At 41.3% G+C, this 12,184-nt stretch carries 12 protein-coding genes and 1 other RNA gene; 4 read left to right on the top strand and 9 right to left on the bottom strand.

The features are described 5' to 3' along the window. The first annotated feature begins 300 nt into the window (after window positions 1-300). From BK139_RS15870 to BK139_RS15855, 4 genes are all read left to right on the top strand, one after another. Window positions 301-543, top strand: coding sequence for a DUF2249 domain-containing protein (locus BK139_RS15870; RefSeq protein WP_076260611.1), 243 nt, complete (start codon window positions 301-303; stop codon window positions 541-543). Further along, window positions 540-746 carry a DUF2249 domain-containing protein gene (locus BK139_RS15865; protein WP_076260609.1) on the top strand — a complete coding sequence of 69 codons (207 nt, stop codon included), beginning with the start codon at window positions 540-542 and terminating at the stop codon, window positions 744-746. Before BK139_RS15870 ends, BK139_RS15865 begins: the two co-directional genes overlap by 4 nt. Before the next feature lie 127 nt (window positions 747-873). Next, window positions 874-2,001, top strand: coding sequence for a hypothetical protein (locus BK139_RS15860; RefSeq protein ID WP_286149021.1), 1,128 nt, complete (start codon window positions 874-876; stop codon window positions 1,999-2,001). Between the two features lie 11 nt (window positions 2,002-2,012). Further along, window positions 2,013-2,312, top strand: a complete 300-nt coding sequence (locus BK139_RS15855) for a metal-sulfur cluster assembly factor (protein WP_076260599.1) — start codon at window positions 2,013-2,015, stop codon at window positions 2,310-2,312. Window positions 2,313-2,347: 35 nt separating this feature from the next. On the opposite strand, the gene BK139_RS15850 is transcribed toward BK139_RS15855, so the two are convergent. The 9 genes from BK139_RS15850 to BK139_RS15815 form a co-directional block, all read right to left on the bottom strand. Continuing rightward, complete coding sequence (locus BK139_RS15850) at window positions 2,348-4,276, bottom strand: ATP-dependent DNA helicase (protein WP_076260597.1); 1,929 nt, start codon at window positions 4,274-4,276, stop codon at window positions 2,348-2,350. A 403-nt stretch (window positions 4,277-4,679) separates the two neighbouring features. Then, window positions 4,680-4,847, bottom strand: a complete 168-nt coding sequence (locus BK139_RS24050) for a hypothetical protein (RefSeq protein WP_175609136.1) — start codon at window positions 4,845-4,847, stop codon at window positions 4,680-4,682. A gap of 72 nt (window positions 4,848-4,919) precedes the next feature. Beyond that, window positions 4,920-6,059 carry a THUMP domain-containing class I SAM-dependent RNA methyltransferase gene (locus BK139_RS15845; RefSeq protein WP_076260594.1) on the bottom strand — a complete coding sequence of 380 codons (1,140 nt, stop codon included), beginning with the start codon at window positions 6,057-6,059 and terminating at the stop codon, window positions 4,920-4,922. Between the two features lie 202 nt (window positions 6,060-6,261). Then, window positions 6,262-6,650: RNase P RNA component class B (rnpB, locus tag BK139_RS15840), an RNA gene on the bottom strand. A gap of 81 nt (window positions 6,651-6,731) precedes the next feature. After that, window positions 6,732-7,031, bottom strand: coding sequence for a cell division regulator GpsB (gene gpsB, locus BK139_RS15835; protein WP_048008342.1), 300 nt, complete (start codon window positions 7,029-7,031; stop codon window positions 6,732-6,734). Window positions 7,032-7,111: 80 nt separating this feature from the next. Next, window positions 7,112-7,681, bottom strand: a complete 570-nt coding sequence (locus BK139_RS15830) for an SLOG family protein (protein ID WP_076260591.1) — start codon at window positions 7,679-7,681, stop codon at window positions 7,112-7,114. Between the two features lie 77 nt (window positions 7,682-7,758). After that, the gene (locus BK139_RS15825; RefSeq protein ID WP_076260588.1) at window positions 7,759-8,142 is read right to left on the bottom strand and encodes a CotD family spore coat protein; all 384 of its coding nucleotides are present in this window, start codon (window positions 8,140-8,142) and stop codon (window positions 7,759-7,761) included. Window positions 8,143-8,460: 318 nt separating this feature from the next. Continuing rightward, on the bottom strand, window positions 8,461-9,726 hold the full coding sequence (locus tag BK139_RS15820; protein ID WP_076260585.1) for a ribonuclease H-like domain-containing protein: 1,266 nt from the start codon (window positions 9,724-9,726) through the stop codon (window positions 8,461-8,463). Further along, window positions 9,716-12,016 carry a DEAD/DEAH box helicase gene (locus tag BK139_RS15815; RefSeq protein ID WP_076260583.1) on the bottom strand — a complete coding sequence of 767 codons (2,301 nt, stop codon included), beginning with the start codon at window positions 12,014-12,016 and terminating at the stop codon, window positions 9,716-9,718. Before BK139_RS15815 ends, BK139_RS15820 begins: the two co-directional genes overlap by 11 nt. Between the last annotated feature and the right edge of the window lie 168 nt (window positions 12,017-12,184).

Raw genomic sequence — 12,184 nt, 5'->3', positions numbered from 1 at the left:
AGGCTCAGCGCAGGCCCGCAGGAAAGCGAAGCGCCTGGAACGGAAATCAACAGCCTCGATTACACGCTAAATAAAAAAACTGCAGACAAGCTCTTTTTTCATCGAGTTTGTCTACAGTCTGGAATCCGCAGATTAAGCATCCGCGGATTTTTTTGTCCCATTTGATTTGTGCATTTTAAAAAATGTTCTTTGCAATATGATATATGTCACTTATTTGAAAAGCTCATGCTGATAAACTTAAAGTAATTAATAACGATTCTCACTGGCATGTGATTTTCAGTTAACGAAGGAGAGATCAGAATGGAAAACAAAGTTATTGAACTTGATGTAAGAGAGGATTTAAAAAATAAATTGGAGCCATTTCAAAAAATCATGTCGGCGATAGCTGAACTCGATATCGATGATGTTTTTATCCTTCATGCTCCGTTTAAACCCGTCCCTCTCTTTGGAGTATTAAAAGCTAAAGGGTTTGAATATGAAGCTGAAGAAATTGAAAAGAAGCATTGGAAAGTGATCTTTACTAAGAGAGGTGCGTCAAAATGAAACTGGATAACCGAGGGCTGGAACCGCCTCAGCCGATGATGAGAACTCTGGCAGCTCTTGAAGATCTGCCAGAGGGAGAAACCTTATCCATTATAAATGACAGGAGGCCCATGTTTCTTTATGAACAGCTGGACGAAATGGGCTGCAGGCATGTAACTGCCGAACAGGAAGACGGAAGCTTTTTAATAGAAATAACAAAATAAGCAGGTGATCGCATTGCTGGCCAATACAAAAAATGAGACCAATATCAAACTTCCTTTTTCATTTATACTTTTCAGCTTGCTCTGCTTAATAGGATCTATGGCGCTCATTCTTTTTCAAGGGGAATCCATGATTAACAGTCAATTTCGTATACCCGCCATTTGGTCAGCGGCTCATTTGTTTATATTGGGCTGGGCGCTGATGACAGCAATGGGAGCTATGTATCAGCTCGTTCCGGTGGCCTTTCTTACCCCTATATGGAATGAAAGATTTGGATTTATACAATTTACTGTAACCGCCTTTGGGATATTATATTTCGCGCATAGTTTATTTTATAATCCGGCGGGTGCAATGCTGCCCGGGCTCATTACATTAACAGGCATCTTAATGTTTCTGCTGCAAATGTTCATGACTTTAAGGCAGCAGGCAAAGCCCAATGTACTGACTCTTTTCGTAGGAACTGCATTGATTAGCCTGCTGTCTGCAATTCTATTGGGAATCCTTATGGTCTTCAGCATGAAAACCGGATTTATTTCCGGCCATTATCAGGCAGTTTTTAAAAGCCACATACTGCTTGGAACAGCAGGCTGGTTTACCCTTCTGATTTTTGGATTTTCCTATAAAATGGTTCCCATGTTTTCCTTGTCCCACGGATACAGCATGAAGCCTGCCAAATATGTGTTTATGGTTTATGCTATTGGGCTGGCAGCTGCTCTGATCTCTTTTTTCACCAAGAATAATTCGCTTTTAACTATAGCTTTAATGATCCTGGCTGGCGGATTTGCATTCTTCACCTGGCACATGCTGCAAATCCTGCAGAAAAGAGTAAAGAAAAAGCTTGATTATTCATTCCGATTTGCTCTTCTCGCTATACCTGCAGGGCTTTCAATCCACCTTGGAGCATTCATAAACTCACTAATCGGAAACTTTCAAAATACAGTGGGATATCTCGTGTTTGCATACCTCATGCTCTGGGTAGCCTTGAGCATTCTCGGTTATCTGTTTAAAATAGTGCCATTCTTGTGGTGGACCTGGAAATACAGCAAAGAGATCGGCAAACGGAGTGTGCCTTCTCTCAAAGATATGATGAATGACAAGGCATCCATTCCGGTTCTTTCCGCCTTCATTCTTGGTATCCTTGGTGCGACAGTCTCCATTGCCTATGAACAGCCCGCCCTGTTCCTAACCGGCCAGATTTTAACTGTTGGTGCAAGCATTGTGTTCTGTTATTTGATTATTACTGTTATAAAACAATAGGGGGAATTAACATGAATCGAAAAGAAATAGTCCTCAGCAATCTAAAAAGAGTTATGGATCCCGAATTGAATATAAACGTGGTTGATTTGGGCCTTATTTATGATATTAATATTCCAGAGGATGACAAAGCGGTTATTACCATGACTTTGACAACACCTGGATGCCCGCTGCATGACAGCATAGTCAGTGGAGTTAAATATTGCATAGAAGATCTTGAGCTGTTTTCAGATGTAGAGGTTAACCTTGTCTGGGAGCCTGCCTGGACTCCTGCTCGTATGACACCGGAAGCAAATCAGCTGTTGAGAGGTTAAAAGAAAGGCAGCGCCCTCTTGGGCACTGCCTTCGTTCAGCTTATTACGGATGGCTCTGCAGGCAGAACCCTTTTTATCATTTCGCGCACTTCAGGATTTTCATTTTTATTCATCAGAATATGAACGGTCCCTTTGTCTTCATGTGTTCTAATTAATCTCCCAATCCCCTGCCTTAACCGCAGAATCATATATGGCAGATCAACCTCTTTGAAAGGATTGGCCGAACCTTCCCTTTTCGCTGTAAAGACCGGATCGTGTGGAGGAAATGGCAGGCCATAAATAAGCACATTCTCCAGGGATCTCCCAGGTATATCAAGACCTTCCCATAAATGGACAGAGCAGAGTACTGAATGCTCATCATTTTGGAAATTTGATACGAGGCTGCTTATCTCTGCATCCCCTTCAAAAAAGAGCGGTACACTTATTTTCCCTGAAGCAAAGGCTTTGAATTCTGCCAGCTCAGAAGAACTGTTGAATAATACTAAAGCACGTCCTTCGGTTGCCTTAACTTGTTCGAGAATGTATTCCATTTTCGCTGTGCATGACTCCTCTGCAAATTCCGGCATGCGAATGACCATATTTTCTTCATAGTCGAACGGGGACTCAACAGTAAAGGATAAATAATCGTCTACTCCCAGGCTTTTTGCCATATAATCAAAGGATTTATTCTCAGACAATGTTGCTGAAGAGAAAACAAAAGGCTTCTTCTGGGAAAATACTTCTTCCCTCATAATATCTTCTACCATTCTTGGCATGATAACCAAGGTTCTTTCCCCATTATTCTCTTCAAACCAAGTTATTCCTTTTAATTCCTTAAGGAACAGTGAAAGTGAGTATGCGATTTGCTCAAGATATTCTTCAACAATTTTTAAGTCATATTCATTAATCACGTACATTTCGCTTTCAAATACTAATTCTTCCTCAAGTGTATTGATCAAGTCCTGCAGTTTACGGCCTTCTCTCATTACATCTGCAGTTTTTTCAATCGTTTTCTTGTCAGAACCAGTGTCACCCGAAGCAGACATGGACAATGTCAGAAAGAAATGCTCATTCTGGTAAATAGCATCTTCAATGATATTTAACGTTTTTTCACGCACATCATTCGCCATAAGCCTTGTTAAGAGGGATTCCAGAATCTGCTCGGAAAAACGATATGTCAGAGCCTTTTGGGATGCATATTCCAGCAGATGGCCTTCATCAAAAACCACACAAGAACTCTCAGGAAGCAATGGCAGCTGCCCTTCCCGTTTTCTCGATTCCTTTGTCCAGATATGTTCCATGTAAAAATCGTGTGAACAAATGATCAAGTCTTTTGCGCTGCGGTAATATTCCCTATGGAGAGTTTGACCGCAGCGGTGACGCTTCTCACAAGTGAAACAGTCCTGGATTGAATCCCAAGAGACATTGGTCCAATGCTCATCCGGCAATTCAGGGTAATCTTTCCGGTCACCATATCTTTCAAACTTTTGCATGGATGAGCCTGTTTGAACAAAATCCGGAAGATCATCAAAAATGCGATTATAGTGATCATGAGCATCATTTGCTACGAGCTTGTCCAGCTTGTTTAGGCATAAATACTGATCGCGTGATTTTGCCAGTCTGACATCAATATTTAACCCTAATGCTTTTTCCAGCTTGGCAATATCACCTTCTTTTTTCACAAGCTGCTCGATTAAAGTCTCATCCGCACAGGCGATAATAGCAGGTTTATTTATGTACCTTGCATAACTGATTGCATATAAGAGGTAAACAATCGTTTTCCCAGTCCCTACACCTGCCTCAGCAAAAATAACACTTTTATCTTTAAATGCTTTCTCCAGCTGAAAAGCCATAAATATTTGCTCATCCCGAATTTCAAATCCTGCTTCAGGCAATATATCGTAAAAAACATCTCCGATCCACTCACTTAGCTTTTCATAAAAAGATTCGCTCTTGGATACGGCAAAAGGCATCCGGTTCGACATGCTACCCCTCCGTAATTAAAAAGTTAAAGCGCCTAAAAACCAGACGCTCCTGAATTCAGTTCTATCATTATTTCATATATTAGGTGTTAATAATCAAATGAACATCATATAATTTTATCTCAAATACAGTAACTGTCAAGATATAACGCCAAACCTGTTGTTTTCGCCTATCAATGTTGTCCGTTGATTTCCGCTCCAGGATGCTCAGCGAACCGCGGGACTTTGAATAAGCTTCCTTGAGTAAACACCGCACGAAGAAAATGCGAATGCATTTTCGAGGATCTCGCACCTTGAGCCCCAATCAACTCAGTAAATAATATAAAAAATGCAACAAACCTTGAGAAAACAGCCTTATCAAAAAAACAGGGGTGCTTTAAGGCAGCCCCCTGCTCATTATAAACGACTAGTTGAAACGTGACATAGAAAATGACAATGCCTGCTGAAGTTCGTCCTGTGCGTTTTTAAGACTCTCCAGTGCCTCTGCTGATGGATCACCGTCTCCGTGAATTGCTTCAAGTGTTCCATTCAGCGCCTGGGAAATTTTATGGAAATCGATGCTGGAATGTTTCATTGCCACCCCTCCTGAAAAAAGAATCAGATAGATATATTCTATACAGTCTCAGGAGGTTTTATGCTTTTGCTGCTAATTATTTCTCGGCGGTCTTTTGCCCCAGTACTGATAATAGTCTGTACGAATAAAACCATTGAAGAGCTTGCGTTTTTTAGTTGCTTTTCTTCCATAGTGATTCTCAAATTCCTCGTCTGATGTCAGGATATAAATGGACCACGTGTCAAGAGGAGCAAAGGCATTTCCCATCTCTGCATACATTCGCTGTACCGCAGCCTTCTCACCAAGGCGCTCCCCATATGGAGGATTCCCGACAATGACACCATATTCCTTAGCAGTCGTAAAATCACGCACTTGCATTTGTTTGAAGTTGATCAAATCACCCAGTCCAGCTTCGAAAGCATTTTCTTCGGCAATCTTAACCATCCTGTGATCAATGTCAGCACCTGTTATATCGAGTGGCTGATCATAGTTTGCCAGGTCTTCAGCTTCATTTCTTGCATCTTCCCAAACTTTTTCAGGAATCCAGGACCATCCTTCCGAAATGAATTCACGATTAAAACCGGGTGCAATATTCTGGCCGATTAATGCTGCTTCTATCGGGATAGTCCCGGATCCGCAGAAGGGATCAGCAAATGGCTTATCAGGGTTCCAATTTGTCAGCATAACCAATGCAGCTGCAAGTGTTTCCTTCAGCGGGGCCTCCCCCTGCCCTGCACGATATCCCCGTTTATGGAGGCCGCTTCCGCTGGCATCGATGGTCAGAAGGGCTACATCCTTATGAAGAGCGACTTCTATTTTAAATAGGGGCCCATTTTCTTCAAGCCAGCCTGTCTTATTATACTTTGTTCTCATGCGTTCCACGATTGCTTTCTTGACAATCGCCTGACAGTCGGAAACAGAAAAAAGCTTGGACTTCACAGATTTACCTGATACTGGGAATTCGGCGTTTTCTGGCATATACCTTTCCCAGGGCAGCGCTTTAGTTTTTTCAAAAAGCTCGTCAAAGCTAGTTGCTTTGAATTCTCCTACTTTAATGCGAACCCGATCTGCTGTTCTCAGCCATAAATTAGACCGGACAATTGCAGCTTCATCACCTTTAAAGGTTATTCTGCCGTTTTCAACTTCACATTCATATCCAAGATCGCGCACTTCTTTTGCAGCAAGTGCCTCAAGGCCCATGGCCGTAGTGGCGATTAAATCGTATTTAGACATATTTATTTTCACCCTAACCTAATTCTTATTTCTATTATGTATACCCTAACTGGATCAACAAATAAAGTATATCTGTTTATAGGATTACCCGCAATGAATGCCTAAGTTATCATTATTATATACCAGCCTGCAGCAAAGTAAAAAAGCTCTCCCAAAAAGGAGAGCTTGAATTTATAACACTCATACTGTCTCACTAATAACGTTCTGTAAGCCATGTTTTGTACCGTAGTACTGCAAGCGACAAATGTCTCGTACTCAGGTGGCAATCATCTATCTACAGGCATCTGCCTGTCCTTCCCGTTGTTCATTTCCTCAGGGAAAGTGCCCCTACCATCATTTGGGTTTCTCGCTCGCGGGGTTTACCTCGTTCCACCCTTTTCATTTCTGAAAAGGCTACGTCACTGTGGCACTTTCAAGGTATTCATGCCATATCCCGAAGGACTTAGGCATTTTCCCTGCCGTCAGCCGGAGACAGCTCCGACTGCCCTAGCTTATGAATTCGCTAGGCACGAACACTACAGGCATCTCAGCCTGTGCGAGCATGGACTTTCCTCTACAATATAAGATATATTGCAGCGATTACCCGAACGCTATTAATGATCACAAAGAATATTATATGTAATCTGTGATGGAATAGCAATGGTTTTAAATTGGAAAGTCCGATAAATACTGTCAATCATACAATTTACTGCCAAAAACGTGTTTTTCCAGATTTGATAATCTTTTTAGGATGTCAAAATTGGTTGTTCCAGCAGTTTGTGCTGCCGGTCTGCGTGAAGCTTCCTCAACCTGTTTTTTCAGCTTCATATTTTCCAGCTGCAGATCTTCAATTTCCTGATGGAATGCCTCGTAGTCTTTAATGACCAAATCTAAAAACTTATCGACATCTTCAGGCTTGTAGCCTCTCATGGCTGTCTTAAACTCTTTTTCCAAAATATCTTTTGCAGTTAATTTAATTTTATCGGATAGCATGACACTCACCTCAGTATATCGGCAATCATAATTAATACTATTTTTCCAGAGATATGTACATTTGTCAATTTATCTGAGCATTATTCAAATGTGTCTCTCTGAGAGAATTGTTCTTCTTCTACAATCAATTGTAAATCATAAAAGGTGATTAGTCTAATATCATATTCATTTTCTTCCTGATATTTTTTTGCGGTTTCATACAGATACTTAGGGCTTCCCTCTTTTTCCATATCATAAAACAGCAGCAGAACATCACTTTTACTGATCAAAAAATGATTTTTTAATCTGAACTGCTGCGGACTTTCATATGGTTTTTTTGTGACTGAATCAACAAAATCTGCCTGAGCCAATATAGATTCATACCATTCTTTGTTGGCATCATTCCAGGAAGCTTCCTGATCTAAAAAGGGAGTAATGACTGCAAGCTTCAGGTCTTCGTATCCTTCAAGCTGAAGATTATAAACAACTTCAGCTGCCCAAAGTTCTGCACCAAGCTGCCCGCTGATGATTACCCATTCCAGACCGTCATCCATCAAAGAAAGCAGGCTTTTTCTGATTGCGGTTTTGATATAGCCGACAGCAGGGTTATCATTTTTAAATATCCCTACTTCAAAAGGCTTGTACCCTGAAATAACTGCTACTTTTGTCAATTGCAAAACTCCTTAAAGAAATCTGGCAGGGAATAGCCAGTTATATAAATAAAACAAGGGCATAAAGCCCTTGTTTATTATCTGCCTGAAAAGCCAGGCCCTTGTTTTGGACCCATTCCTGTTGATGCTCCAGCTACGCCAGTTCCAGGTCCGCCATATCCTGGTCCCATTCCCATTCCTGGTCCCATTCCCATTCCTGGTCCCATCCCCATACCTGGGCTATATGCACCTGCCACGCCAGGTCTTGGTCCCATATTCACATTTGATTGTGTAACCTGGTTAACATTTGACTGCGTTTGCGGGAAAGAGTGCTGATTCTCATAGTTAATGTGGTTTACATGAGTATGATGTGTAGGATGAATGTGCGGAACCACAATGTTCTGGAACGAATGAGTTACACAGCACTTTGTCGGATGAACAACAGCAGGCATAACCTGCGAAGGTCTCGGTCTGCAATACATGTAAAGATCCCCTTTCGAAATTGTTTTTACATTAACAACCTATGTTAGAAAGAGTAATCTTGTACTAATGAAAACACCTATTTTATAGGTACTAGCCTTAGAGCATACTGTAGAAACTGTCTTTTAAATTGGAGAAAACGATTGCAGTAGTGAAAATTACAAGGAAGAATAAAAATAAGATTGCTTTATACATCTTTTACCAGCCTCACTATATAAAATTCCTAAAAAAGTACCACACAAGTTATAATTTTAACTGTTAGAAGAAGTACATACAACTAGGAAATAGTGGATTTTTTTGTCTGGTATATTAAAATTATGTTACAAGGAGATATTAGCTTGATTAAATTTTCGTTCAAGCCGTACAATTCGCCGGTGCACATCTTCCTGTTTTATTTTCAGTTTTTCTATTCCGTTATCTGCTTCCAGCAGGTTTAACGCTTTATTTGAATAGATTATAGCCTGGCTAATATCCTTTATTCGATGCTCGTAGATCTTGGCCAGTTCAATGCAAGATATTACCTTCATATTGGTCAAACCTTTTTCAGCAATATCCTTCCATAATTTTGCTGCCTCTTCCCAATTTTTATGTTTCTTATGCTCAAAAGCTAATGCAAACCTGGCATTCAAAGCTTCAGATGACTCTCCTGCAGATATTTTATTGAAGGCACTTGCTGCCTGTGAAGATTCACCCAGTGTGGAAAGCCACCTTCCCACTTCATAAACCTCACGGGATGTCTGTCTTTCATCCAGCTGCAGAATCTGGAAAGAAAGATGTGTATACAGGCTTATCAGGGATAGGATATCAATTTCATTATGCTTTATGATTCCCAGCATGCCTTCAGGATCTTTTCTTTCAATAAAATCAAAATAAATCATTGGTGCCAGAAACCCTGGAATATCATCTTTTCTTTCAATCCCCAGAACATCTTTCTCCACTGCAGCAAGCTTTATTCTTTCAAGCTTGTGCTTCCACATTCTTCTAGCAGCATGATATAAATCAAAATGTCCAAACGGCGGCAGTTTTGGAACATGCTCCCTTAACAGGGTATGTCTCGTTTTAACCTGCGGCCAGTCGAAAGCTTTCCCGTTATATGTGACCATTGTTGAATAATCAATGCTTTCCAAAAAACTTTTATATAAAGCTATCTCAGCACCCGGCTGAGGGAGAATATGCTGTTTCAGCTTTATTTTGCTTCCCTGCAGGCTGGCTTGGCCAAGAAGGAAGATAGTATTGCCAGTCCCTCCGCCCAATCCGGTTGTCTCTGTATCAAAAAAGAAAAGATTTTCCGGCCCGTGACCGGATGCAGACAGCGGATGTCTCAGGCCGGAAGAATTCCAGGCATCCACCGCTGCTGTAAACTGTCCAAAAGTATAGATTCCATGCTTGTAATCAAGGCTGTATTCTTTTTCCCTTACAAGACAGTAAGAGTCTTCAAAGTAATACGGATAAACACCTTCTTTAGTCCATACTTCTTTAAAAGGAACATCGGCCTTATTCTCATGTTTTGGGACGGATGAAGGCTGTTTATCGTTATCTGTCCCAAGATGGCCCTTAAGCCTGTTCAGCTTGTTTTTAATGGACAATTCTATCACCTGCGCTATTAACGCCATTTTTAAAAGAGCCGAGAATCCTGAGTACGTCTTTTTTGGCCGTTTCTGATGAGGTATCTGTTCCTATGCAGGAAGGACAGCCATGGTCACATGCACATCTGCTGACCATTTCCATCGTTTCGTGCATGATATGTTCGATTCCCCCGAAAATTTTCTCACTTAACCCTACACCGCCAGGATACCTGTCATAGAAAAAGATTGTCGGCTTTTCATTATGGGCAGCTTTCACTTGCGGGACAACATGAACGTCCTGAGGATCGCACATAACAAATAACGGCACAATATGCTTAAGGGCATGTGCTGTTCCAATGAGTCCCTGTTCAAGCCGGTCCTGTTTATAATTCAAGGATTCCCGGTTAAACGAAAGCCAGGTTGAGCTTGTATGGAGCTCTTCTTCAGGAAGTGTTATTGGACCGGATCCGATATTTTCATGTGTTTCAAACTTAACTTTTTTAAATATTGTTGCCATTGCTACAACACTGACATCCCCATAGCCAATATCTCCAATGGATGACGACCTGATTTTATCCTGCTCAAGCACTTTGAGCTCTACTGCCAGATTAGCATCGGTAAAATAGTCCACATCCACTTCCCGGACAAATGCCTTCTTCTCTTCCCAATCAAGCATTTCCACCTGAAACTGGGTTCCCTGATGAAGATAGATTGCCTCATCGTGGAGAAGGGTCATAGCGGAAAAGCGGTCCATTTCACCAATTACTTTTACATTCGCAATATCTGACTGATCAATTATGATAACATTCTCCTGTGATGCTGAACGAAGACTGATGTTGTGGGCAGGAAATGAATCTTTCATCCAATAAAATTTGTCTCCGTTCTGATGAAGCACCCTCTCCTCCGCCAGATATTCCAATACCTCTTCGGTTTCAAAAGTGCCAAAACGTTCCCCGGCATTGAAAGGGAGCTCATAGGCTGCACATTTGATATGATCAACCAGAATAATAAGGTTATCCGGGTTTATTCTGGCTGTTTCAGGACTTTTATTAAAAAAGTAATCAGGATTTTGAATAACATATTGATCCAGCGGACTGGAGCTTGCCACCATAATGACAAGCGATTCACCATGCCTTCTGCCTGCACGTCCAGCCTGCTGCCATGAGCTGGCAATGGTACCGGGATATCCGGTCATGACACAAACCTGCAGCTGTCCGATATCCACTCCCAGTTCAAGGGCATTTGTGCTGACAACTCCATAGATCTCCCCTGAACGCAGTCCTTTTTCAATTTCCCGTCTCTGGGTTGGCAAATAACCGCCTCTATAACCCCGAATAGCTTTAGGCCCCAGTTTATGTTTGACAAGCTCCTGGAGGTAAGTCAGCAGGATTTCGACTCTGACCCTGCTTCTTGCAAATACAATGGTCTGGATTTTATTTTTCAGAAGTTCTCCTGCGAGCTTTCTCGCTTCGAGAGTTGCACTTCTTCTGATATTCAGCGGTTTATTGACGATTGGAGGATTATAAAATACAAAATGTTTCTTCCCGCTTGGAGCTCCGTTATTATCCACGAGTTTCATCGGCTTTTCAGTAAGCTTTTCTGCCAGCTCCAGAGGATTGGCTATTGTTGCAGATGTACAGATAAAAATGGGGTCGCTGCCATAAAAACGGCAAATGCGTCTAAGGCGGCGAATAACATTTGCTACATGACTGCCAAATACCCCTCTGTAAATATGAAGTTCATCTATGACCACATACTTTAAATTTTCAAACAAGGATACCCACTTTGTATGATGAGGCAATATTGCCGAGTGAAGCATGTCCGGATTTGTAATAACCACATGCCCGGCCCTGCGAACTTTTTGCCGAATGTTTGCCGGTGTATCCCCGTCATATGTATAGGAATTTATATCCAATCCGGACTCCTGGATGATTTCATTGATTTCGCTTTTTTGGTCCTGAGCCAATGCTTTTGTGGGAAACATATAAAGCGCCCTTGCATCCGGATCATTTACGATCGTCTGCAGGACTGGAAGGTTGTAGCAAAGCGTTTTTCCAGAAGCCGTTGGAGTAACAGCTACCAGACTGTCCCCATTCATGGCTGTCTGATAAGATGTTTTCTGATGTGTATAAAGCCTTGAAATGCCCCTTTTTTGCAGTGCATCCTTTAAGGATGGATGAATGTTTTCCGGAAGGCTCGCAGTTTTAGCCTCTTTTTCTTCTATTGTGTGCCAATGGACAATATTCTCTTTATATTGCTGTTCAGATATAAGCTGTTTCATGATTTCAGGCAAATTTTTTCGCACTTTCATCTATTTCACCTCATCTTCCTATTCTATCGAATAAACGTTCGTTCTAACAGAGCAAACTCTTAATTTCTATTAACTTTTTATGGAAAAATTTCTATTAAGCCTTTAAGTCTTTACTCTTTCAGATTCAAAGAAAAATTGACTGAAAGTTCTAAATATAAGAGAATGTAA

The organism is Paenibacillus sp. FSL R5-0490 (assembly GCF_001956215.1).
GTDB lineage: Bacteria > Bacillota > Bacilli > Bacillales > Cytobacillaceae > Cytobacillus.
The sequence above is the reverse complement of the archived record's forward strand: the minus strand, read 5'-3'. Positions and strand labels throughout refer to the sequence as shown.